Genomic DNA, 24,518 nt, shown 5'->3' on the forward strand with positions numbered 1-24,518 from the left:
AAACTACTACGCAATAAAGTCTAACTTATTGGGGTCATATCATTTCTCCAAAACTCTGATCCACTTATTTGGTTTGATGCATCATATGATGCATAAGTACTTGTATATCCTAATTTTCTTGAATCAAAAATTCCACCTATTCTTCGTATGAAACCTTTTTCTTTCAATTTATCTATTCTTTGTAATACTTCTTCTTCTGTAATCAATAATTTCTTCCCTAATATTTTAAATGGTCTTTTATCAATTGGGATTTCATTTTGTATTAGCTCAAGTAATCTTTTATCTATCTCATCCATAAAAACCCTCCTTGTAAAAGTTTTAAAGCTTAAAATGTACATAATTTATCTGATTCCATATAATTTCCTTTACTATAGTATGCGGCTCTTGCTCTGCAACCACCACAAGTATCTTTATATTTACAGCTTCCACAGCTTCCTTTATAATTCTGGGTTCTTAAATTATTAAATAAAACACTATTTCTCCAGATTTCATCAAAGGTTGTTTTTCTTATATTCCCGGCAGACTGTGATAAATAGGCACATGCTTGTACATCCCCTTTTGGATTTATAACGCAATAATTTATTCCTGCAATACATCCACGTTTAAATCTGATATCAATGCCTAAGCTTTTAGCAATTGGTACAAATTGCGGAGCACAAGTAGGCTTTAATTCTATATGAACCTCCTGTTGTTTTTTCATTATAGCTGTTAACAACTTTTCATATTCTTCAGATTTTAATACTTCATCTTCTATATTTTTTGCTCTTCCTGTAGGTATGAGAAAGAAAATATGATGTGCAGCTGCACCCATAGCTATTGCGGAATCAGTAATAGTAATTAGTTCTTCTTTATTCCACTCCATAACTGTAGTATGAACTTGAAATCTTATACCTGCTTCCCTGCAATTTTTCATTGCATTAATAGTATCTCTAAATGCTCCATCATAACCTCTAAAGATATCGTGTTTTTTTGAATCAAGACTATCAAGACTTATCCCCACTCCAGCAATGCCAGATTTTTTCAGCTTCTCTGCTATTTTTTCAGAAATTAAAGTTCCATTAGTTCCAAGAACAGACCTCAGACCAACTTGTGAAGCATAACTTATAAGTTCAAATATGTCATCTCTCATAAGCGGCTCTCCACCAGAAAATATCATTATTTTAAATCCAGTTTTTACAATTTGATCTATTAATGTTTTTGCCTCTTTAGTAGTTAATTCATTATTGATTTCTTTACCTGAATCCCTATAACAGTGTTTGCATTTTAAATTGCACCTATTTGTTGTATTCCATGAAACTATCATTTATCATCATTTACCTCCAATAAACAAAATTCTAAAATTAATCATCTGATTTCCTGATCCGTAAGGTAACAGGCCGGATCTTCTTCCCAAAAATCTCCTGATAATGATTCTGCCCTGGTTCTAAAGTTTCCATTACATACATTAATCCACTTGCATTTACTACATCTGCCTTTAAGTAATCTTTTTCTATCTCGAAGTCCACTTAATATTTTATTATTGCCATTTTTCCATATGGAACTAAATTTTTTTCCTTAACATTTCCAAAAACATACTGCCATGTAAACTGATCGGCATGTACATTTCCATAAAAATCTACATCAGCAAAAGCCATACCAGATCTGTTTCCTCCATTGTTTTTTAAATAATACAATATTCTTTCTGATTTATCCTTGAACATTTTTAGAGATTTTAAATATGTATAAACTCCATCTGCATGATTATCCACAGTAAGTATTTCTACTTTCGGTCCAAATTCCAATGACTTTTTTATAATTAAGTCCAAAACCTTCCGTGTTTTCTCTTTTGAAATATCTTCATCTATCATATTATTTCCTCTGCCTGAATATACCAGGTGATAAAAACAGACTCTTGGTATATTTTCCTCCTTTATCAAACAAAAGATCTCTTCTATTTCTTTATAATTATTTCTATTTATAGTAAATCTAAGGCCAACCTTCAGGCCTGCTTCTATGCAATTTCTTATTCCTTTTAATGCACTGTCAAATGCACCTGGAACACCCCTGAATTTATCATGGTTTTCTCCTATTCCATCAAGGCTTACACCTACATATCCAACATCTAATCTCTTTAAAGTTTTGCATACATCTTTATCTAAAAGAGTTCCATTAGTGGATATAGTACTTCTAATCTTTCTTTTATTGGCATGAGCTAGTATGTCTAATAAATTCCCCTTCATAAGAGGCTCTCCACCTGAAAACAACAACACCGGTACATTATAATCCCTTAAATCATCTATAAATTCTTTTGCCTGGTTAAATGTCAGTTCCCCTTCATATCTTTTACTATCTGAATTTGCATAGCAATGTCTACATTTTAAATTACAGGTTTTTGTGCAGTTCCATGCAACCACAGGCCCTCTGCCTTTACTTACACCACACTTTTCCAATGCAGCACCTTCTATATATCTAAGATTATCTCCATAATTATGTGAATCCCACAGCAGTTTGGTTATACTTATCATATTTAGAGATTCCCCTTTTCTATTTATTGCTTTTTACAGCAATAGACTTATATAATCATCTATATAAGTCTATTATAAATTAATCAAAGAAATGATTATATTTTTTATCAACAAAAAACCATGGAATTTCCTTTTTTCAGTATTATCCAATAATTATTAACTTATTTTATATTTTAAAGATGGGAATGGTAATTTTTATAACTGTTCCAATGTCCACCTGACTCCAAATATCTATTTTGCCACTGTGCCTGCCAATTATCCATCTGGCGATAGAAAGCCCAAGTCCTGTTCCTCCACTGGATTTTGTTCTGGACTTATCCGCCCTATAAAATCTGTCAAATATGTGGGGAATGTCTTCTTCTGAAATACCTATGCCTGTATCTGATACAACTATAATAGCTGCATTGTCCTTGAGATAAGAATCTAACTTTACTGTCCCTCCAGAAGGAGTATATTTAATACTGTTGTCAATAAATATTCTGAGAGCTTCCTTCATAAGTTTTCTATCTGCACGTATATCAATCTCATCATTGTAATCACTTTCTATAATATGATCTTTGTCAATTAGCCTTGTTTCCTTTATCAGTTCATCAATCAACTCATTGAGCTTAAAATTTTCTTTTTCAACTCTTTGTGTATTTTTATCTCCTCTTGCCAGAAATAAAAGTTTTTCCACAAGTTCCTTCATATTTTCAGATTCACTTTTAATAGATGCAATGGATTCTTCAAGAACAGACCTGTCATCTTTTCCCCAGCGATCCAAAAGATTTGCATATCCCTGAATCACAGAAATAGGTGTCCTCAATTCATGTGATGCATCTGATATAAACTGATTTTGCTGTTCTACTGAATTCTGTATCCTATCCAGCATGGCGTTGAAGGTTTTTGCCAAATCCTTCAATTCATTTTTTGAGCCTTTTACATCAATACGTCTTCCAAGATCATTTATAGATATTTCTTTTACAGTTTCATTCATATTTTTCACTGGTGACAAAAATTTTTTGCTGGCCCTTGACCCCAACATGATAATTGCAATCAAACTTATAATACCTAATATGAATATAACATTACTTAACAACACTGTATAATCCCCATGGCTGCCATTTTTTATATAATATCTGAAACTGATTAATGCACCTGTACCCATAAATAGAAAAGCTATTAAAAACATAAAAGCATAAGTTATTGTGAGCTTAAAGCTTATGGAAAATCTGAGTTTTTCAAAAATAATTTTAATAATTCTGCATATCATATTATACAAAAAAATCAAAATAGATTTAGTTATATTATATATTATTTTAAATGCGGATTTTATGCTATTCATATTTCAGTTGATACCCCACTCCACGAATAGTATAAATAAATTTGTCATTGAATTTGTCATCAATTTTGCTTCTCAAATATCGAATATATACATCCACTATATTTGTATCACCTATATAATCGTATTTCCAAACATTTTCAAGAATATTATCTCTGGAAAGCACTATATTTTTATTGATCATAAGATATTTAAGCAGATCAAATTCTTTTTTGGTCAGATCTATCACATTATCATGATAAGTCACAACGTGTCTATTCATATCCATCTTCAATTTTCCCACAGTAATAATTTCAGATTGAGCCACATGATTTTTATGTTTGAATATAACTCGAATGCGGGCCAGAAGTTCCTCTATGGCAAAGGGCTTTGTTACGTAATCTTCAGCCCCTATATCAAGTGCCATAACCTTGTCTGTAACTCCATCCTTTGCAGTAAGCATGATTACAGGAACCTGAGATGTTTGCCTCAACCTTCTAAGAACTTCCATTCCATTTATAGATGGAAGCATCACATCAATGATTATAAGATCATGATTCCCCTTTAAAGCTGTATTTAATCCTGTCCTTCCATCCTGACATTGTTCAACTTCATATCCTTCGTGTTGAAGTTCCAATTGAACAAATCTAGCTATTTTTATTTCATCTTCAATAATAAGAATTTTTTCGCCAGCCATATATACCTCCTATTTGTATACATTCAGATTATCTAAATGTATTATACCCTTTTAATGCTATTAGGAAAATATAAAATAAAAGTCTGCCCCATGAAAATCAAAGGCAGACTTGGTCTTTTAAGCGTTGGTAAATTCTTTATTTACCTTATTTGTAACATGTTCAACTGCTTTACTGACTTTATCTATTTTATCATTAATACTGCAATCATCACCATTTTCTCTGTTAAATCTTATTTTACAGCTGGTAATCAGTACAATTACAAGGGATATTATAACAACCGGCATTGCAAATACAGTAAATACTACAGCCAGCGTCAGAGGCAGATTCAGTATAGTTTTTTCACTTTTTGAAATCACAACGCTCATTTTATTACCTTTTGAAATCACTCTTTTTATTTTTTTGATAAGAGAAGATCCTTTTAAAAATTCTTCTTCAGGCTTGATTTTATTTTGCGATTCCAAATATGAAAGCGCTTCTACTATGTCCCCGTTACACTTTTCAAGTGCTTCCTTTGCTTCCTTATAACCTACATCTGCTCTTTTTCTCAACAAATCAATTTGTTCAATAGTAATAGCCATATTAATTCCTCCAATTTACTTTTATTAACCTTACATGTGAGTTTATATTTATACAATACAGCATCATCATTAGATTAAAATTAGTGCAACATTAGAATACCATTAGAAAATTGGCAATTGACAAAAATATTCATTTTATATATACTGTATATAAACTAATATATACAGTATATACGGTTTACAAAAGGAGTACTGCTTATGAACATAATTATTTCCAACATATCCAAGGATCCTATTTATGAACAGATTACAAAACAGATAAAAGATAATATAATAAAGGGCATTATTTCTGAAGGTGAACTTCTGCCCTCCATAAGAAATCTTGCAAGAGAACTGAAGATAAGTGTAATAACCACCAAAAGGGCCTATGAGGAACTTGAAAGAGAAGGTTTTATTGAAACAGTTCCCGGAAAAGGTTCCTATGTATCAGTACAAAACAAGGAATTATTAAAAGAAAAAAAGATGAAGTCAATTGAAGATAAACTCATGGAGGCTATAGAGGACAGCAAGATCATTGGCCTGACGAAAAAAGAATTAAAAGAAATGCTGGATATTCTATATGACAATATGTGAATTTTGGAGGGAGAATTATGGATAATATTTTAGAGATCAATAACTTAAGTAAAATTTACAAGGGCTTTACCCTGGATAATATAAGCTTTAGCCTGCCCAGAGGATATATTATGGGGCTCATTGGTCCAAATGGTGCAGGTAAAAGCACCACTATAAAACTCATAATGAATCTTATAAGGAAGAATTCAGGACTTATAAAGGTTTTTGGACTGGACAATTTAAAATGCGAGAAACAGATAAAACAGAAAATAGGTTTTGTATATGATGCAAATTATTTTTACTCGGATCTGACTACAACAGCCATGAAAAATATCATATGTCGTTTTTACAAAAATTGGGATGATAAAGCCTTTAATAGATATATGGATGAATTCAACCTTTCTAGAAACAAAAAAATAAAACAATTGTCCAAGGGAATGAAAATGAAGTATTCTCTTGCCATTGCCCTTTCCCACAATGCCGAATTCATTATAATGGATGAACCCACTTCAGGACTGGATCCGGTCTTTAGAAGTGAAATGCTGGATACCCTTTGTTCAATAATCCAGGATGAGAACAAAGCCATACTATTTTCCACCCACATCACCACGGATCTTGAGAAAATAGCGGATTACATCACTTTCCTGAATTCCGGCAAGATAGTTTTTTCAGATACCAAAGACAATATCCTGGACAGCTATGGCATTGTAAAAGGGGATAAAAATCTTTTACAACCTGATATGAGAAACAAGTTTATAGGTATAAGAGAAACCTCCTTTGGTTTTGAAGGATTGACTAATAATAGCCCGGAGATAAAAAAATTATTCAAGGACAAAGTTATAATTGAAAGAGCCACTCTTGATGATATCATGGTATATACTGTGAAAGGGGAATAGGCAATGTGGAATTTAGTCTTAAAAGACATACTTATACAGAAAAAAATTTCCCTGTTTTTCATAGCATTTTTAATATTTGCAATCCTATTGTTTCAAAGATCAAATGGTAATTTCAGCGGATATATTTCACTTGTACTTTTTTGTATTTCCAGCAATTTTATAGAAAATGCTGCTTTGAAAGATGAAATCTCGGAAAAAATTATTGTCAGCTTTCCCCTTAAAAGGTCTGATATAATTTCAGCCAAATATCTGTCCATGTTTGTATCAATGGGCATTGCCATAATTATATACTATCTCATTTTACTTGTATTGACTGCCCTTGGAATTGTTAATGACCAAAATTTCATGAATTCAAATATATTATTTATATATATGGGGCAAACCTTATTTTATAGCTCACTGTATTTTCCCGCAAATTTCAAATTTGGATATTCAAAAATCAGATATTTAAATACAATTTTAACTATACTCGTTGCTTTAAGCCCTCTATTTTTTGAAGGTAATTCCCATTTGAAAAATATTATTCTAAAAATCATTTCATATTTAAATAACGCATTTAATTTAGGAGGGGCCTGGATTTGTACATTTTTATTAATGATATTGCTTTTAGTATCTTTCATAATATCCTGCCAGGTATATAAAAACAAAGATTTAAACTAAAAAAGGAGGAACAGATAATGTGGAATTTAGTTTTAAAAGACTTACTTATACAGAAAAAAACTTTTATTATAACAATTTTAACTTGTTTGCCCCTGGTTTTTGCTTTTAAAGGTACTTCCGGTGACACTAGTGTTGTGTATTCCTTTGTAGCAACTTTCACCGCTTATGCATTTTTAACCAACAGCTTTTATCGGGATGAAGGTGCCGAGGTAATGTTAAACAGTCTTCCAATAAATAGGACAACTATAATTATATCCAAGTACCTGTCATTGCTTGTATTCGTACTTATCAGCATGGTAATTTTATTTTTATTTCTCACTTTTGCACAGTATACAGGATTGACACACCTGTCTAGGACTATCAATACAGAAGGTATACTGGGTGGACTAATAACAGTTTTATTTTTAAGCTGTATACTTTTTCCCGTGTATTTTAAATTTGGATATTCAAAAACAAGATATGCAGTAATGGTATTATTTTTAGGCATGTTCTTTGTTTTTACGGCCTTTGCAAAAATATTTGTTAAAAAAGTTCAGCTTGTTAGTACCTATTTGAGCAGTATTCCAGAAATTACAATGGACTTTATCATCATTACAATATGCTTGGTTGTATTTTCAATATCATTTATTTTATCCTATACAGCATATAAAAACAAAGATCTGTAATCCAAGCATGAGTCAGACCCTCTGACAATAAATGTCAGGGGGTCTGACCCCATTCCATTTATTTGAACAATTTCATAATTTCCTCCTGTGATAATGAGGCAATTCCCTGGCTTCCGGAAAGTTCTCCCCCAAGCAGACTGTCTATAAGCTTTTTCTTTTCCTCCTGCAGTTGTATAATCTTTTCTTCAATAGTGCCTTTAGCCACAAGCTTTATTACTTCCACTACATGTTTTTGGCCTATTCTGTGTGCCCTGTCCGTGGCCTGCTGCTCTACTGCAGGATTCCACCAGGGGTCAAAATGAATTACTATATCTGCAGAAGTGAGATTGAGACCTGTTCCTCCCGCCTTTAAACTTATTAAAAACACTGAATTCATTCCTGAATTAAACTCTTCCACCAGTTTCATTCTATTTTTTGAAGACACAGAACCATCTAAATAACTGCATTCTATACCCTCTTCACTTATTCTCCCTGCAATATTTTTAAGTACGGAGGTGAATTGTGAAAATACCAGCACTCTGTGCCCCTCGCCTATACTCTGTGTTAAAAGCTCTACAAGTGCTTCTATTTTTGCACTGCTTCCGTTGTAGTCTTTCATTACTACAGATGGATCAAGACAAAGCTGCCTGAGCTTTGTAATATATGCAAGTATTTCAATCTTACTGTTTTTAAATTCATCTTCTTTTACTTTATTTTCAATAAGATCCAATGCATGCTTTGCATAAGTTCCATAAACCTTCTCCTGTTTATCCCTTAAATAAACCTTAATGGTCTTTTCTATTTTATCAGGAAGCTCTTTTATAACATCTTTTTTCTTTCTTCGTAAAATAAATGGTTTTACAAGTCTGTTGAGATCTTCAATTACTACAGGCTCCTCTTTAAGCCTCTTATAGTATCTCACACTAAATTTCTTTTCATTATATAAATAACCCGGCATTATAAAATCAAATATGGACCAGAGTTCCATAACAGAATTCTCTATTGGAGTGCCTGTCAGTGCAAATCTTCTTCTTGCCTTTATGCTTTTTACGCTTTCAGCATTTTGACAATGAGGATTTTTTATATACTGAGCTTCATCCAGCAGGCAGTAGTCAAATTCCATATTTTCATATATCTCCAAATCCCTTTTTAACATATTATAGGTAGTTATGATGACATCACATTTATCCATATTTTTCAGCAATTCTTCTCTTTCCTTTTTTGATCCATTAATTGCCGCTACCCTCATATCCGGAGCAAATTTTTCAAATTCATGAATCCAGTTATATACCAGAGATGTAGGTACTACAATCAATGACCTGCTGCCTGGGTTTGAAAGCAAAAATGCAATGGCCTGAAAGGTTTTCCCAAGTCCCATTTCATCTCCCAGTATTCCACCAAAGCCCAGATAATCCAGTGTTTTAAACCAATTATAACCTACTTTTTGATATTCCCTTAAAGCAATTTTTAAATTCTCCGGTTCTTTAAATTCAAGATTTTTTATATCTTTTAACTTATTTCTTATCTTTTTAAGCTCTGAATTGCCCTTAATATATCTTATATTGTTTTCTTCTATATATGAATCCAAATAAATACTTTTATTTTTATTTATTTCCATATGATTGTCTTTAATATTCTCCTCTGAGACCACATCCAATAATCTTAAGAATTTCTTAAGTTCCAATTCTTCCAAATCCAGATATTCTCCGCTCTTTAACTTGTAATATTTAAGATTATCTCTAAAAGCCCTTAATATGGCAGTTGTCTCTTCTGATGGTATGTCATCCAGCTTGAATTTCATTTCAAAATAATCATATTTCCCTGATTTAATGTCTCCTCTTATATTTTTACTGTTTATGGATTTTATACCTTTGAAGTTTTCAGAATAAAACACCTCTCCTATTTTCTGGAGTTTTTCTATTTCCACTTTGAAAAATCTAAATACATAGTCATCCCCCCACATAAGATAAAACTTGTCATCTGACCTTTCAAATCCCAAAGATCTCAACATTCCCAAGGTCCCTGCTTCTCTTTTGGAATCCCTGTATATGATCTTCTCAGTACAATCCTCAAAAATATTGAACTCAAAAGCCCCATATTTAACTTTGACAATCAAAGCAACCTTCTTTCCTTCCCTGTCAAAATAGAATTTAAACTCACATTTTTCATTTACTATCTTGTCTCTTATAGGTTTAGATAATACAATATTATCTGATAATAAATTAAGCCTGGGAATTAAATTTCTAAGTATTGTATCTTCCTCAGATCCTTGCAGTGTAACTGATCTAGCTTCACTGAACACTGTAAGATAAGGATTTATTTTTGAACAATATTCAGCATCAGGAAGATATATAGTTGATCCATAAAAAAATACATTATTTCTAGAACCCAATACCATAGGCATTCCACTTGGCAGCTTTAAGATATAATTTTTTTTCACCATTTTCAAGTCAAATTCTAGTGGTGGATTAACTTCCAGTACTTCAGTTTCAACGCATCTGTATAAAAAGCCTTCATTTAAATAGACTCTATGCTCTTTTATTACCTGAAAAAACTCTCTCACCAGATAATCCGGTATGTGTATATATTTTCCGTCTATATTTGATTTTTTTATCTTGCCTCTATATATAGAACTTCCCTCTATGCTTTTCAACATTTGAATAAAATCAACAAGACATTTATCTCTAGTGCCTAACCTATTTTGTCTCATATCTAAAGTAAAATTTTTTCCGTAGATTACAGGCATATTATTGCAGATTGCCAATAAAAACTGGTTTATATCTTTTAAAACATAAAGATTATTTGAGTTCATGGAAATAAGCCCTATTTTAAACTGGGCAGAAATTTTATTTTCCCATTGATTTCTATCTACGTAAACCTCTATTTTTATTTCACTTCTGCCCTTTTCATTATCTAAAAGCATAGATAGTGTATCCATATTATATTTAGTCTGAAAAATATTTTCAGCTTTTGATTCGTTTAAAAGGGGATGCTTTACTAATTTATCAACTGCCCTGTAAAAAGTGGCTATTAAATGCTTGCAGCAGTAATTATCTTTTCTGAATTCATTATTTTCATAATCCATACAACTGCAGTAAGTTGAAACTATGTTTTTATTTTCAGCATCCATTTCAATTTCCGTGTTATATTCATTAAAAAGACTTTCTGAAATAACCCTGCCTTTTATGTAAATAAGGTCTTCTTCACTTGAAATATTTACAGAAGAAACCAGGTCGTTATCTATAATTCTCATTCCCTTACCATGGTTTTTCCCGCTTATCTGTTCATTAAACAATTGTAATAACTTATCCTTATCCATCATATCACCCTGGTATTATATATTTTATCTAACGACTGTCATTTATTATTGCTAAAGTTCCCATCCACGGGAGATAAACAATGTTATATCCCTGGATAAGTTATTTTAAGATTTAGATTGAATCCAAAAATAATTTTATACAGAATTTAATTATAACATAAATAGACCTCCATGAATTTAGATAAAATTTTTACATTCTCTAAATACCAGAAGTCATATAATAAAATTACACATATTCAAATATTTATATATCCTTCCAAATATGAGACAGCTTCACCTGATATTTCTATTTTTTTACCTAAATCAGTACAATACAGCCTCCCACCTCTATCAGACAGCTGATGAGCCACAAAAGTATCCTTTTTCAGGACTCCCTTCCAATAAGGAACTAAAGTGCAATGGGATGAACCTGTAACCGGATCTTCGAAAATCCCACAATTAGGTGCAAAATACCTAGATACAAAATCTACTTTATTTCCCTTAGCAGTAACTATTATTCCAATGGAATCTATTTTTTTCAATAACTCCATATCAGGTTTTAAATTTTTAATTTCATCCTCTGTCTCAAATACAGCCATATAATCCCTTGCCTTATACAATTCTTTTGGCTCTTTTCCAAGACCAAGTATTATTTGATCTGTTACATTGCATTTTTCCCCCGGTCTGCTTGGAAATACCATTGTCATTAGTTTTTCTTTTTTCATTACTTTTAAAACACCACTCTTAGTATGGAATACAACCTCATTTGACTCTTTATCTATGAAATTAAAAATAACATATGCAGTTCCCAAAGTTGCATGCCCGCATAAATCTATTTCATCTTCTGGAGTAAACCATCTCAAATCATATATATTATTCTTTTTATTAATACAAAAAGCAGTTTCAGATAAATTATTTTCTCTGGCTATATTTTGCATAAGATCATCACTTATACTATTTTTCAACATACAAACTGCTGCAGGATTTCCTTTAAACTGATGGTCTGTAAAAGCATCTATTTGATAAATTGGTATTCTCATTTGCATCCTCTCCTTGTAATTTTTTATTATATATTAACATAGATTATAACATGAATAATTTTGTGGAGTAATTATGAATTATAGAAATAATTTATCCTATTCTAGAACCAATGCTGTAAATTATGCTATAAACTATGCCCAATCACCAAATCCTGCTTATAGATATTTTCTTGTACAAAGTGATAACGGCGGTGACTGTACAAATTTTATATCTCAATGCCTTAAAGCTGGAGGAGCTCCAATGGTCTTTTCAGGCAAAAACAAATGGTGGTATACTGGCCGGAGTTGGTCGGTTTCCTGGGCTGTAGCCGGTTCACTTTACTGGTATCTGAAAATCAACGCTGCTGAAAAACTGTATGGTGTGAAAGGTACACAAGTTGATTCTGTATCCATGCTGGAGCTGGGAGATGTAATATTTTATGAAAACAAAAGAGGTAAAATACAACATTCTGCAATAATAACTTCATTTCACAGAGGTTATCCTCTAATATCCCAACATACTCCAAACCTCTTAAATATACCATACAAAAAAGATTGGGCTGTGAAGATGTATTTCTTAAAGATATCTCTATAAACTTAAATTTATATTTTTGATTTTCTATATCCTGCAGCTTGTGCCTCTTTTTCTGTATTAAACCATGCCTCCGGATTTGTTTTATCATAATATTTATCCCCTGGCATATGATAAATCTTCTCACCCTTTGAATTTATATTACCCTTTATAAGTCCATGCTCTAAAGAAGTACTGCTTTCACCGGATGAATCAGTACCCGAAGAAGTACTGCTGCTTTTTATATTTGATGCAGAGCCTGCAGTTCTTTTTATACTATCTCCTCTTGTAGTTCCATTGGAATTTATAGACCATAACCCTTTGTTATTTTCTCTGGCCTCTGCACAGAACTTCTTGAAATAATCCGCATATTTTACATTGGGTTGAATTGTCATCTGCTGTGCATAACCATTGACAGCCAGCATGGCATTAAACATCTTGTTTATAATTTCACTTTCGTTTATTTCTGTAGGTGGTGATAGCCATACATATCTTAAAAGCCTTCCATATTTGTCTGTATCACCTATATCCTTTTCAAGATATACAGTTTTACCTAAAAGCCTTGATTTAGTGTAATTGCTTGCTTCTTCTCCATATTGCTCGTGCTCTGTTGTGCTTTCAGGTGTATTTACACCTATAAATCTCACCTTCACATCTTGTCCATTTTCCAGCTTCACATACACTGTGTCTCCGTCTATATGCTTGATTACCACTGCTTGTTCAAGTTGTATTGGCGATTTGGATTCTTGGCTTGTACTCTTGTTGGAATCATTACTTTTTACAGCAAGAGTTTGTGTGGATTTATCTACATTTTTATTATCACTGCTGGAATCTGAACATCCTGCTGCTGAAACCAGTAAGATTCCAGTAATACAAACTGTTAGAATCTTGCTAATGAATTTTTTGTTTTTCATCTTATCATCCTCTTTTAGCAATTTTTATGCGACCACAATGATTATATCACATTTACTATTTACTCATGTTATAATAATAAGGCAAAGGATGTGTAAGAATGAATCTATTAACTGCAGAAAATATAAGCAAAAGTTACAGTGAAAAAATATTGCTTGACAATATATCTTTAGGAATAAATGAAGGAGATAAAATAGGCATCATAGGTGTTAATGGTACCGGGAAATCAACACTTTTAAAAATTCTCTCCGGATTTGAAACACCAGATAAGGGCAGAATCATAAGGGCAAATAAATCCGACCTAGGATATTTACCCCAAAATTCTGATTTTAATAACAGTAATGAGACAACGGTACTGGAACAAATTTTCAAGGGCAATTCTCCTGTAATGAAACTTTTAAGAGAATATAAAACCATTCTCAGACTTATTAAAAAAGATCCTGATAATGCAAAGCTGCAGAATCAAATTTTTAACCTTAATTCTAAAATGGAAGCAGAAAATGCGTGGGAAATTGAAAACCAGGCTAAAATCGTACTTACAAAGCTGGGTATTGTTGATTTTGATGCAAAGATATCTACACTTTCAGGAGGACAGAAAAAGAGAATAGCCCTGGCCTCTGCCCTCATAACTCCTTCAAATATTCTAATACTTGACGAACCCACAAATCACCTTGATGATGAAACCATCGAATGGTTAGAGGAATTTTTAAGCAGTCATAACGGGGCCCTGCTCATGGTAACCCACGACAGGTTTTTTTTAGATAAAATTACGAATAGAATACTTGAACTTCATGATGGAAATTTATACAGTTATACAGGTAACTACAGTACTTTTCTTGAAAAAAAGGCAGAAAGACTTGAAAGAGAGAACAGCGATGAAAGGAAAAGAGAAAGCCTTATAAAAAAAGAACTTGCCTGGATAAGAAGGGGTGCAAAAGCAAGGAGCACAAAGCAAAAAGCCAGAATCGAAAGATTTCAGGAACTTACAAATCAAGAATCAATTTCAGATAATTCAAAACTGGATATCGATCTTAAAAGTTCAAGGATTGGTAAAAAAGTAATAAACATAAACAATATAAGTAAAAGTTTTGGGGATACAGCCTTAATTAAAGGTTTTTCATACAATATATTAAATGATGATAGAATAGGCATCATCGGTCCTAATGGAAGCGGTAAATCCACATTGATGAATATTCTAGACGGAAAAATCTTACCTGACAGTGGAAATATCGATATAGGTGAAACCGTCAAAATAGGATATTATTCCCAGGAAATATCCAATATGGATATGAATCAGAGGGTAATTGAATATATAAGAGGAACGTCAGAATACGCTGCAACTGCAGGAGGTGAAAAAATAAGTGCCTCGGCTGTACTTGAAAAATTTCTCTTTGAGCCTTCAGTTCAATGGACTCCTTTGGGAAAGCTCTCAGGTGGAGAAAGAAGAAGGCTTTATCTTTTAAAAGTACTTATGGAATATCCCAACCTGCTTTTACTGGATGAGCCAACAAATGATCTTGACATAGAGACACTTACAATTCTTGAAAATTACCTTCAAAATTTTAAGGGAGCAGTTGTAGCCGTATCCCATGACAGATATTTTCTTGACAAAATAGTTAATAAAATATTTGCATTTGAAGGTCAAGGCAAGATCTCCCAGTATACCAGCAGCTATTCTTATTTCCGCCAAATGCAAAAGGAAAAACAAAAAGAAGCCTCAAAAGAAAATATTAAAAAAGTCATGGAGAAAAAGGGCTATACGCAGCACCAAAAAAAGAAGTTAAAATTTACCTATAAAGAACAGCTGGAATTCAGTGAAATAGATGGTATAATTGAGAACCTGGAAAAATCCATATCTCAAAAAGAAACAGAAATAGGAAAGATCTCTTCTGATTATATACGTCTTGAGGAACTTACAGCTGAAAAAGATGTTCTGGAAAAGGAATTGGATGAAAAAATGGATCGATGGGCATACTTGAATGAGCTCAATGAAAAAATTCAAGAAAACAAAAGACAGAGAGTATAATAAAAGCCCCCTAGGGGGGCCTTTTATTTTTTTAGCTCAAATGAAATTCTCTCTTTCCCATCAACATAAACATCTGTTTTTCCAGGATTTCCTTCTTGTATTCCATATTCATTTTCAATGTGCAGTGTTTTTGCGCTATTTTTGGTTATGAGATCAATTAAATTTACAATTTCGTCACAATGAATATCAATTAGTTCGTCATATTTTACTGCAAGCTGTATGGCGCTTTTAACAGTGCCTTTAATGAAGTAAGATGGAGGATAGATAGGATGGTCTAAAAGCACCATGTTTTAAATCATTTGTTTTACTGCGGGACAATTTTCACCATTTACAAACCACTGACATTCTTTACAATTAAAACAAGGTTCATAATCATAATTTTTCATGGATTTAAGAGCAAAGCTTCCGTCAGCAAGAAATGGTCTTCCATATGCTGCAAAATCACATAGATTATCTTCAAGCAAAATATTTCCTCTGTGCAGTGTTCTTATATTATTTACAACAATAACAGGAATGCTTACGTGCTTTTTAATTTCACTGCCAGTATATACAATATCATTAAACATAAACTCATTAGGGATTCTCAATTCTCTATTAACTGGTATGCCAGAGGAAACATGCAGCATCTCTACACCAGCAGCTGCCAAAGCTTGAGCGGTTTGAACGTCAATATCTAGATTATCATTCCATCCCATTCTATAAGAAACAATAAAATTATTATTCGAAAAATTTTTAATTCCCTCAATGATATTTTTCACTAACAGCAATCTTCCATTTATATCTCCACCATATTTATCTGTTCGTTTATTTGACAAGGGTGATGCCATCATATTGAGGAAAAAGCTATGTGCACCATGCAACTCAATTCCGTCACAGCCAGCTCCTTTACATCTTTCTGCCGCACTTATAAATTTGTCTGTTATTTTTTCTAAATCAGCTTCAGTGAAATTATTAATAGTATCACCTCTACTGTAACCTATACTTGGGTAAGCAAGTTGTACAAAAAATTTAGTACCACCTTTATGACATGCTTCTGCTATTTTTTGTATATTTACGATATGTTCATCTGAATACATACCGATGCGGCCATCTATATTTTTTGAAGAGGTTACTGAAGTTGACTGAAGAATCATAAGTCCAATACCGGCATCTGCTCTTTGTAAATAATGATGTAACAAACCGTCACTAATAATTCCCTTTGGACTTGCAGGTAAGCCAAAATTGACCATTGGAGCCATAACAATTCTATTCTTAAATTCAATATTTTTAATCTGAATTGATTCAAAAATTTTCATTTAATAAAACCTCCATTTTATTATTGTTAAAACCATATTAACATATTATGATTCATTAACCCTTACAAGCCATTCACTCTATTTGCAATTTTATATACTATTCCTCTTGATAAATATCCTCCATAGGACTCACCTGCAAGTAAGAAACTTTCATTTGAAATAATTTTTTCAATAAAATCAATTACAATATCCAGCATTACATCTGAGTTTATAATCCAATCCTCAGCCTTGGTTTTTCCCATACCTGGCAAGTCAATATATATTCTTTTATATTGCATTTCATTCTCTTTCCTCCATTTATTCAGTATATCTTCTTTTCATACAAATAAAATAATCCTTTTCTAAAGTTTGCCTTTCCCACTCTCACATAACCACTTCTCTCATACAACTTCAAAGCAACTGGATTTAAAGAAAAAGCATCTAACCTGATAGATTCTATATTTTCTTTTTTCAGCATCTTCTCAATTAACATCATGCTGCATTTGCCAACTCCCTGATTTTGAAATATTGGGTTAACACATAATCTATGGACTACAATAAAAGATCCATTTTTATATTTCCAATTTCCATTTTTGTACTCTTCATTGTACTCTTGATTTAACACAAATACAGATGCTATTCTATCGTCAATCTTCCCTAAAAACATTTGCCCTTTTAAAATATCTTTTCTTAAGACTTCTTCATCTGGATATACATTATCCCACTGATTAATTCCATTGTCATCCATTACTCTAATAGTAGATTTAAATATTTCCACCACATTATTTAAATCTTGTATAACTGCCTTTCTTAATATTAATTCAATACTCATATGATTTCTCACCACATCTCCCTGACTGACTTTCATATCTTTTAATCCAGTGTTCCAACAACTCTATTCAATTTGAATAAGGCATTTGGATCAATTTTTAAAGTAGTATTGTCCTCACCCAAGCCACCATAAATGAATGAAAATTCAAGAAGTTTTTTATCTACTATATAGGGCAGTGAAATTCCAAACATCGGTACATTACCAACTGAAAATCCTGTTGCCGACTTAACCTCATCCTTAGTTGCTAGTCTAACATTTTTACAATTTAATAAATGCTTTACTTCTTTAAAATTAACATGACCTCTTCCACCTGAAACAACTAATACATGAAAACCTATACCAGTATATATTATCAGTGTTGGTGCTATTTGAGCGATATCAACTTTAAAATAATCAGCACCTTCTTTTGCTGTATAAATAGGTATATCATTATGAATCAATTCAAATGTAAAACCACTATTCTCTAAAATATCTTTTACATTTTCCATGCACTTCTTCATTCCTTACTATATTTTATTTTATTCAAGGGCTACCATTGTTAGCAACCCCAGCTTCGTAAAGTGGAGGATGATAAGCACTACTGCGCCCTGTATAAATTCTTTCATATATTCATTTTTACCACAATTTTGGCTAAAATATTACATCACTCTATGAATTGTAAAATCTCATCCATGCTCTTACGCACTTTCTTACGGAGTTTCGTATCTGCAGAATAGCCAATGCTTATTACAAGTCTTATTCTTTTAGAAACTGCTATGTCCAGTAAATTTTTAAGTTTTTTCTCATTGAACCATCCCATAATACAGGTGGATAATCCCTGTTCCGTAGCTGCGAGACATAAATGAGCAGTTGCAATGCCAATGTCAATAGATGAATAATCTTGATTTTTGATTGTCCCACCAATTCTGGCTTTAATATCTCCTTTTTCTTCCAATACGATGATAAATGATGGACATTTGTCTGTAAATTTATTCATACCCAGATCTTGAAGACATTTTGCCACTTTAATAGATAGTTCTTTGTTATTTACAACTATAAATTTCCAGGGTTGGCCATTACAAGATGAAGGAGCAATTCGACATGCTTCTATGCAGGCAATCAACTTTTCTTTTTCCACTTGTTTATCTAAATAGTTTCTGCAACTTTCACGCTGCTTAATTAAATCAAAATAATCAGTCATAAATATGCTTCCCTTCAATAAAATTTTATCATTATTCCAATATAAACAACTCTTCTACTGAAACATCCAAGTATTTCGCAAGATTCATTGCCAATTCCAGGGTGGGATTGTACTTATCATTTTCTATGGCTATAATGGTCTGCCTTGTGACTCCAACAACTTTTGCCAGTTCTTCCTGAGTTAGTTTATATTTTTTTCGGTATTTTTTTATATTGTTTTTCATATTTTAACCTCCAAGCTGTACAAGTGTTACAAATCTAACTATAATATAAAATATCAAATTTAGAATAACCATAACGGCCGGAAGTCCAAAAGTTTTATCTAAAACTAAATCCGCAATTGCCCATACAAATGGATATGCAATAACAAAGTACAAAGATATTGCAATGCTTTTATCTGATATCATCCTTTCCCGTTCATCCATAAATCTAAATTTCCAGTCGCCGCTTACTATAGGTTTTCTTTCTCCCCCAGATCTCCTATTTATGATCATCTCAGATGCAAACAATATCAGTACCTGAGTACTCATTATAAAAACAAAATTCTGTTTTATACTTTCACTGATATAAATATTTATATGATAATTTCCAAATAAGTTCACCGGATACAATATACTAATATTTTCATATATACCCTGTACAACTATTATAACAAATAATGTTAAAATGACTAATAAAAAAGTATATCGAATTGCGATTGCACCAATGGTCTTTTCCCGTTCATCCTTTTCCCTGAATAATCTCAACTTAATTACCTCCCATAATGTTAAACGTTCTTTACATTATAATATGATATTTATCCACACATGTCAATATATCTTTACATTTTAGATATTTTTATAAATAGATGAGGTTCAAAAAGACTAAGGATTATAGTTTAATTTTAAGTCCACAGTTAACTATTTAACGTATTAATTAGCAAGAAAAGACAGGATTTACATGAAAAGCTAGATTATAATATAGAAAAGAGATTGAATAAGGAGGATGTCCTAACATGAATTATGACGCATGTATTAAGAAAGCTATTGAATATATTGAACATAATCTAGATAAGAAAATAAAACTTAAAGATCTCGCGGATATGGTCTTTTTATCAAAGTACCATTTTCATAGAGTTTTTCATGCCGTTGTTGGTGAGCCCGTAGCTGAGTATATAAGAAAAAGAAGACTCATAGAAGCAGCCGATGAACTATTAAATACAGATGATAAAATTGTGGATATAGCGTTTAAATATCAATTTAACTCTCAGGAAGTCTTTACAAAAGCTTTTAAAAAACTTTATGGAATACCTCCAAGGGAATTTAGAAGAAATAGAATTACAAGTGCTCTTTCTATGGCAGCTTAATATTTATGTCAAATAATACTTTTACGAGGTGAGCTTATGAGTTATGTACCAGTGGTTATTGAACAAACTAATTTAGGAGAACGTTCCTATGATATTTACTCAAGATTGCTTAAGGATAGAATAATTATGCTAAATGATCAAATAACAGATGCAGCAGCAAGTGTTATTGTAGCACAGATGTTGTTTCTTGAATCTGAAAATCCTGACGATGATATTCATTTTTATATAAATAGTCCTGGAGGTTCTATTACAGCAGGAATGGCAATATATGATACAATGCAGTATATAAAATCAGATGTATCTACAATATGTATTGGTATGGCTGCAAGTATGGGATCATTTTTATTGACAGCAGGTGAACATGGAAAAAGATATGCACTTCCAAACAGTGAGATATTGATACATCAACCGTCAGTATATGGAGGAATGCAGGGTCAGGCCACAGATATAGAAATTCATACCAAGTGGTTACTTGAAACCAAGAAAAAAATAAACAGCATATACAGCGAAAAAACAGGCAATCCTATTGAAAAAATAGAGAAGGATATGGAAAGGGATTATTTTATGTCTGCAAAAAAGGCTGTGGATTATGGAATAGTAGACAAAGTGCTTTTGAAATGAATTTTAATAACGCACAAACTCAGTCATTTTCTTAGGCAAAATCTTAGTGGTTATATTCTCTATTGGAGAGATATCCCCCATGTTATATAATTTTTAAAACGCACCATGCTCCATGATCCATGCCATATTCAGTATCCGTCTGGCAAATATCGCACAAAATCGATGCGCATAACCATAATGCTGAGTATAGCATAGATAGCTAAACGATATCAACATGTACTAAAAAATATGAAACATCAGCCAACATAGGCGAGCAGTAATGAACGTTATATTATTAATTAGCAACTATTTGAGTAACTTCATATAATATTCTAAAAGGAGTAGTTTTTACGGAATTGTAAGATTATATATTATTAAGTTATTTAGAAGGTGAATAGATATGGCCATGAGACCGCAAATTTTACGTGCAGGAGATACAATTGGAATAGTTACTTTAGGGAGTCCATTATCTGCGAATGTCATTAATACTGGTATACAGACTCTTAAGAATATGGGCTTTAATGTAGTTTTAGGAAAATACGTATATTCTTATGGCGGATATATTGCAGCCACAGAACAACAGAGGGCCTCTGATTTGATGGAAATGTTTAAAAACCCTGATGTGAGGGCTATTATACCCTCAAGAGGCGGAGTAGGTGTTGCAGGTATTATACCATATCTTGATTATCCTGTCATCGCACGGAATCCTAAAATTATCACAGGGTACAGTGATATAACAATTTTATTAAATGTTTTGTATATATGGGCTAACTTAATTACTTTTCATAGTCTTCTTTTAATAGACTTTAAATCGACTACTCCTGCATACAACATGAATCAGTTTTTCACTGCTACATCCACACTTACCTCACCAAGGAAACTTGAAAATCCTCCTGGAATGCCTCTAATAAGCAGGGTCCCTGGCAATGTAACGGGGACTATAGTAGGAGGTAACCTTGCATCCTTTGTAGATAACCTTGGCGCACCATTTGAAGTTGATACCATAGGAAAGATACTCTTAATCGAAGAAGTTCATGAACCTATTAATACAGTCTACAGGTATATAAACCATCTAATATTAGCAGGTAAACTTAGGGATTGTGCAGGTATCATTATGGGTGAATGCACGAATTGTGAGCCTGCATATGGTAAGTCATATGAAAGCTTAATTAATGAAGTTATGGTGCCATTGAATAAACCTCTTATGACAAATTTAGCATCAGGACATGGCACATACAAAATGGCTATACCTGTAGGTGCTCAAGCTAACCTTAACACTTATAACAATACATTGACAATACTTGAACCAACAGTGCGTATATAAATTCTCTTCAAATCACCTACCAGCCTTTCATATTTATTTTCAGCCTTTTATCCATCAATTATCACCCTTCCCCCATGAACCATTCTGCCTAATACACTGCCTATGTTTCCATTTTCTTTTGCATTATTTATTTTTAAAGACCAAAAAACGGGAAATCTTTCACTGATTTCTGTTTTTATAATCTCCGGTGCTGCAAAAGCAATGATTTGAAAATTCAATTTGTTTGCTATGGTAAATATAGGATCAAGTACATGTGCACCAGATGCTTTTCCAAAAGGATTATCAAGCATAAGCACTGTCCAAGGATTTTCATTGCCTGGAGTTTTCTTTTTATAATTCATCAACATCATAATCACAAAGGTATTTATGGACAGTGATTGCCCCCCACTTCCTTCTGGTGAATCTCCCTCTCCTCCATTTACAGCACCCCAGGTTGCATAGTGATAACTTCTTGGCTTTGCATACAAAAATTCATTTTTTTCATCTTTAAATTGATTTTTGATTTCCTCTTCCCCTTTTTTTCTATCTCTTTTAGTATCAAAAAATATTACCTGGGGATTTCTTATCATGTCTTGTCTATAGTCTTTTTCCCTGTGTATAAGCCTTCTGACTCTGCCTATCAAATTGCTGACGCTGTTCAATGCCTTGTTGAAATTTCCACTCTTGATAAGCTGAAGTGTATAAAACTGCTCCACATCAAATCCAAATTCCTCAAGCATCTCCCTGGTTATCAATATTATCTCCTGTGCCACTTCAGTAAGCATGTATACAGTACTTCCGCCTTTTTCCCATCTTGAAAATTCTCTATCCGGTATCAAATATTTGAATTTATATATTTCGTGCCTGCCGCTTTCCTCATTGTATATGGGACAGGTAAAAGGTGCCTGTTTATAGGGATCCTTATACCAGAGTACTCCATCCACTATTCTCTCTATATTTTTATCTGAAGCTGCAAGCTTCATGTCCCTTAAAATATCCAGAGTCATATATACCATATCACTTCTGGTTCTATTGGGATTTTCCGTAATTTCCCGTCTGAACACAGAAAGCAAAAGACACAGGGAAATCTCGTGGGCATATTCATTTAAGTTCCCTACATCCATGCCGGATCCAAGCATTCTTATAGCGTCTATCTTTTTTAATCTTTCATTCATTCCATTTTGAATTAAATCCATCAGCTTAAATTTCCCCTTTCAATTTAAGTAAATGCTCATAAGTGATGAGTTCCTGGGGAATCCTCAAATTTCCATTCCAAAGCTCCACTATGTAATCAGAATAATGCCCCAATTTATATGTATTAAACTCCTGCAGTATTATATTTAAATATTTTTCATTTTTATTCTGCTGTTTTCCCCTATATTTTCTGCGGCATAATTTTATAAGCTCCACATATGCTTTGACAAATAACCTTATATCAATATTATTGTATTTTTCTTTTAAAGATCCATATATAAAATAACCTTCAGGATCCATGTCCCCGAAATAATACACTTCAATGCATTTCGGATCTGCAATTTCATCAATAAATGAGAAACTCTTTATGATTTTCTTTCCATACCCGAATATAAGAGCATCCGGCTTTATACCAAATATGCCAAGCCCATTTTGCGCTGCCTTTTTAAAGGAAAAGAAGGTGGAATGATTTTCAAGAATTATAATTGTCCTGATATTTTCAACACCCTTATTCCAGTATATGAACTGTTCTCCATATCGTCTGGCCTTTATGTCCTGGAGGGTGACTCCCAATCTTTTGAGAACCTTGTTGTCTTTTCTGCCCCTGTCATTATCAGTTAAAAATTTTTCATCGTAAAAAAGCTCCAGGCATCTCTCTTCCAGGCTGGCCCACTGCCTGCTTTCCCTTTCTTTCAAAAATCTGTATATGTTTTTTACATACTCCCATTCCATTTTAGTCTCATATTCGGGGTGATTGTTATATGTCTTGAAATTCAATATGTCCGAACATCTTATAATATCCTCATCTTTCCAGGATCCATTTACCTCATCATTTATTAAAATCCACCTGAGCTTCGTGGGTGCATTCATCCTGTTATTTGTACCTGAACTTTTAATTTCTCTTATCCTACCCTGTTTTTTGAGCTTCTGCATCTCACTGTAAAATACATCATAACCGCCTAGTTCATAATAACTACTCTGACCTCCGCATCTATCTGTAATAAAATTTTCAAGATCTACAATACTGAATTTTTTATTATTTTTACAGTTTGTTTTTATGAATAATTTTATAAATTTTTGCATTATAAATATACCACAATCAAAATATATTTTTTATTACATTTTAACATAAT

The 24,518-nt window shown here is 32.5% G+C and carries 27 protein-coding genes and 1 pseudogene; 9 read left to right on the forward strand and 19 right to left on the reverse strand.

Going from position 1 to position 24,518, the window contains the following annotated elements; genetic code table 11:
* Window positions 1-20: 20 nt before the first annotated feature.
* The 6 genes and pseudogenes from AB8U03_RS07525 to AB8U03_RS07550 all read right to left on the reverse strand — a co-directional run bounded on the left by AB8U03_RS07525 (window position 21) and on the right by AB8U03_RS07550 (window position 5,080).
* A complete protein-coding gene (locus AB8U03_RS07525; RefSeq protein ID WP_369703940.1) occupies window positions 21-296 on the reverse strand; it encodes an Lrp/AsnC family transcriptional regulator in 276 nt (91 codons plus the stop codon).
* A gap of 29 nt (window positions 297-325) precedes the next feature.
* On the reverse strand, window positions 326-1,303 hold the full coding sequence (gene nirJ2, locus AB8U03_RS07530) for a putative heme d1 biosynthesis radical SAM protein NirJ2 (protein WP_369703941.1): 978 nt from the start codon (window positions 1,301-1,303) through the stop codon (window positions 326-328).
* Between the two features lie 41 nt (window positions 1,304-1,344).
* Window positions 1,345-2,504: pseudogene (nirJ1, locus tag AB8U03_RS07535) on the reverse strand (putative heme d1 biosynthesis radical SAM protein NirJ1).
* Between the two features lie 166 nt (window positions 2,505-2,670).
* The gene (locus AB8U03_RS07540) at window positions 2,671-3,828 is read right to left on the reverse strand and encodes a sensor histidine kinase (protein ID WP_369703942.1); all 1,158 of its coding nucleotides are present in this window, start codon (window positions 3,826-3,828) and stop codon (window positions 2,671-2,673) included.
* Window positions 3,821-4,501, reverse strand: coding sequence for a response regulator transcription factor (locus AB8U03_RS07545; RefSeq protein WP_369703943.1), 681 nt, complete (start codon window positions 4,499-4,501; stop codon window positions 3,821-3,823). Before AB8U03_RS07545 ends, AB8U03_RS07540 begins: the two co-directional genes overlap by 8 nt.
* Window positions 4,502-4,618: 117 nt before the next feature.
* A complete protein-coding gene (locus AB8U03_RS07550; RefSeq protein WP_369703944.1) occupies window positions 4,619-5,080 on the reverse strand; it encodes a DUF4342 domain-containing protein in 462 nt (153 codons plus the stop codon).
* Window positions 5,081-5,278: 198 nt separating this feature from the next.
* On the opposite strand from AB8U03_RS07550, the gene AB8U03_RS07555 reads away from it, so the two are divergent.
* Genes AB8U03_RS07555 through AB8U03_RS07570 form a run of 4 tightly spaced genes read left to right on the forward strand, consistent with a single transcriptional unit; the run spans window position 5,279 to window position 7,853 of the window.
* The gene (locus AB8U03_RS07555; RefSeq protein ID WP_369703945.1) at window positions 5,279-5,653 is read left to right on the forward strand and encodes a GntR family transcriptional regulator; all 375 of its coding nucleotides are present in this window, start codon (window positions 5,279-5,281) and stop codon (window positions 5,651-5,653) included.
* Between the two features lie 17 nt (window positions 5,654-5,670).
* Entirely contained in the window at window positions 5,671-6,528 is an 858-nt protein-coding gene (locus AB8U03_RS07560; protein ID WP_369703946.1) for an ABC transporter ATP-binding protein, read from the forward strand.
* Window positions 6,529-6,531: 3 nt separating this feature from the next.
* Window positions 6,532-7,188, forward strand: a complete 657-nt coding sequence (locus AB8U03_RS07565) for an ABC-2 transporter permease (protein ID WP_369703947.1) — start codon at window positions 6,532-6,534, stop codon at window positions 7,186-7,188.
* Between the two features lie 17 nt (window positions 7,189-7,205).
* Window positions 7,206-7,853, forward strand: coding sequence for an ABC-2 transporter permease (locus tag AB8U03_RS07570; RefSeq protein ID WP_369703948.1), 648 nt, complete (start codon window positions 7,206-7,208; stop codon window positions 7,851-7,853).
* A gap of 58 nt (window positions 7,854-7,911) precedes the next feature.
* Here AB8U03_RS07570 and AB8U03_RS07575 read toward each other — a convergent pair whose 3' ends face one another.
* Together AB8U03_RS07575 and AB8U03_RS07580 are read right to left on the reverse strand one after the other, a co-directional pair.
* Window positions 7,912-11,154, reverse strand: a complete 3,243-nt coding sequence (locus tag AB8U03_RS07575; RefSeq protein ID WP_369703949.1) for a DEAD/DEAH box helicase — start codon at window positions 11,152-11,154, stop codon at window positions 7,912-7,914.
* Window positions 11,155-11,387: 233 nt separating this feature from the next.
* On the reverse strand, window positions 11,388-12,170 hold the full coding sequence (locus tag AB8U03_RS07580) for a PhzF family phenazine biosynthesis protein (RefSeq protein ID WP_369703950.1): 783 nt from the start codon (window positions 12,168-12,170) through the stop codon (window positions 11,388-11,390).
* Between the two features lie 73 nt (window positions 12,171-12,243).
* Here AB8U03_RS07580 and AB8U03_RS07585 point away from each other — a divergent pair, with 73 nt between their 5' ends.
* Window positions 12,244-12,744 (forward strand): amidase domain-containing protein, encoded by a 501-nt coding sequence (locus tag AB8U03_RS07585; RefSeq protein ID WP_369703951.1) that lies wholly within the window; start codon window positions 12,244-12,246, stop codon window positions 12,742-12,744.
* Window positions 12,745-12,752: 8 nt separating this feature from the next.
* On the opposite strand, the gene AB8U03_RS07590 is transcribed toward AB8U03_RS07585, so the two are convergent.
* Window positions 12,753-13,634 carry a thermonuclease family protein gene (locus tag AB8U03_RS07590; protein WP_369703952.1) on the reverse strand — a complete coding sequence of 294 codons (882 nt, stop codon included), beginning with the start codon at window positions 13,632-13,634 and terminating at the stop codon, window positions 12,753-12,755.
* 98 nt (window positions 13,635-13,732) lie between these two features.
* Between AB8U03_RS07590 and AB8U03_RS07595 the strand changes: the two genes are divergently transcribed.
* Complete coding sequence (locus AB8U03_RS07595) at window positions 13,733-15,658, forward strand: ABC-F family ATP-binding cassette domain-containing protein (protein ID WP_369703953.1); 1,926 nt, start codon at window positions 13,733-13,735, stop codon at window positions 15,656-15,658.
* Window positions 15,659-15,681: 23 nt separating this feature from the next.
* Here the strand turns inward: AB8U03_RS07595 and AB8U03_RS07600 are convergent, their stop codons facing one another.
* The 8 genes from AB8U03_RS07600 to AB8U03_RS07635 form a co-directional block, all read right to left on the reverse strand.
* Entirely contained in the window at window positions 15,682-15,945 is a 264-nt protein-coding gene (locus AB8U03_RS07600) for a hypothetical protein (RefSeq protein WP_369703954.1), read from the reverse strand.
* Window positions 15,946-15,948: 3 nt separating this feature from the next.
* The gene (locus tag AB8U03_RS07605) at window positions 15,949-16,953 is read right to left on the reverse strand and encodes an NADH:flavin oxidoreductase (RefSeq protein ID WP_369703955.1); all 1,005 of its coding nucleotides are present in this window, start codon (window positions 16,951-16,953) and stop codon (window positions 15,949-15,951) included.
* 62 nt (window positions 16,954-17,015) lie between these two features.
* Window positions 17,016-17,231 carry an alpha/beta fold hydrolase gene (locus AB8U03_RS07610; RefSeq protein ID WP_369703956.1) on the reverse strand — a complete coding sequence of 72 codons (216 nt, stop codon included), beginning with the start codon at window positions 17,229-17,231 and terminating at the stop codon, window positions 17,016-17,018.
* Between the two features lie 23 nt (window positions 17,232-17,254).
* Window positions 17,255-17,800, reverse strand: coding sequence for a GNAT family N-acetyltransferase (locus AB8U03_RS07615; RefSeq protein ID WP_369703957.1), 546 nt, complete (start codon window positions 17,798-17,800; stop codon window positions 17,255-17,257).
* A 5-nt stretch (window positions 17,801-17,805) separates the two neighbouring features.
* Complete coding sequence (locus AB8U03_RS07620) at window positions 17,806-18,252, reverse strand: YbaK/EbsC family protein (RefSeq protein WP_369704111.1); 447 nt, start codon at window positions 18,250-18,252, stop codon at window positions 17,806-17,808.
* 155 nt (window positions 18,253-18,407) lie between these two features.
* Complete coding sequence (locus tag AB8U03_RS07625; RefSeq protein ID WP_369703958.1) at window positions 18,408-18,944, reverse strand: nitroreductase family protein; 537 nt, start codon at window positions 18,942-18,944, stop codon at window positions 18,408-18,410.
* Window positions 18,945-18,975: 31 nt separating this feature from the next.
* Window positions 18,976-19,167 (reverse strand): helix-turn-helix transcriptional regulator, encoded by a 192-nt coding sequence (locus tag AB8U03_RS07630; protein WP_369703959.1) that lies wholly within the window; start codon window positions 19,165-19,167, stop codon window positions 18,976-18,978.
* A 3-nt stretch (window positions 19,168-19,170) separates the two neighbouring features.
* On the reverse strand, window positions 19,171-19,689 hold the full coding sequence (locus tag AB8U03_RS07635; RefSeq protein WP_369703960.1) for a hypothetical protein: 519 nt from the start codon (window positions 19,687-19,689) through the stop codon (window positions 19,171-19,173).
* A gap of 248 nt (window positions 19,690-19,937) precedes the next feature.
* Here AB8U03_RS07635 and AB8U03_RS07640 point away from each other — a divergent pair, with 248 nt between their 5' ends.
* The 3 genes from AB8U03_RS07640 (at window position 19,938) to AB8U03_RS07650 (ending at window position 22,212) form a co-directional block, all read left to right on the forward strand.
* Entirely contained in the window at window positions 19,938-20,288 is a 351-nt protein-coding gene (locus AB8U03_RS07640) for a helix-turn-helix transcriptional regulator (protein ID WP_369703961.1), read from the forward strand.
* 36 nt (window positions 20,289-20,324) lie between these two features.
* Window positions 20,325-20,909 carry an ATP-dependent Clp endopeptidase proteolytic subunit ClpP gene (clpP, locus tag AB8U03_RS07645; protein WP_369703962.1) on the forward strand — a complete coding sequence of 195 codons (585 nt, stop codon included), beginning with the start codon at window positions 20,325-20,327 and terminating at the stop codon, window positions 20,907-20,909.
* Window positions 20,910-21,288: 379 nt separating this feature from the next.
* Complete coding sequence (locus AB8U03_RS07650; protein ID WP_369703963.1) at window positions 21,289-22,212, forward strand: S66 peptidase family protein; 924 nt, start codon at window positions 21,289-21,291, stop codon at window positions 22,210-22,212.
* A gap of 47 nt (window positions 22,213-22,259) precedes the next feature.
* Here the strand turns inward: AB8U03_RS07650 and AB8U03_RS07655 are convergent, their stop codons facing one another.
* A complete protein-coding gene (locus AB8U03_RS07655) occupies window positions 22,260-23,387 on the reverse strand; it encodes a hypothetical protein (protein ID WP_369703964.1) in 1,128 nt (375 codons plus the stop codon).
* 4 nt (window positions 23,388-23,391) lie between these two features.
* Complete coding sequence (locus AB8U03_RS07660) at window positions 23,392-24,468, reverse strand: Wadjet anti-phage system protein JetD domain-containing protein (protein WP_369703965.1); 1,077 nt, start codon at window positions 24,466-24,468, stop codon at window positions 23,392-23,394.
* Window positions 24,469-24,518: the final 50 nt, after the last annotated feature.

The sequence above is a fragment of the Clostridium moutaii genome (assembly GCF_041205085.1).
GTDB lineage: Bacteria > Bacillota > Clostridia > Clostridiales > Clostridiaceae > Clostridium_B > Clostridium_B moutaii.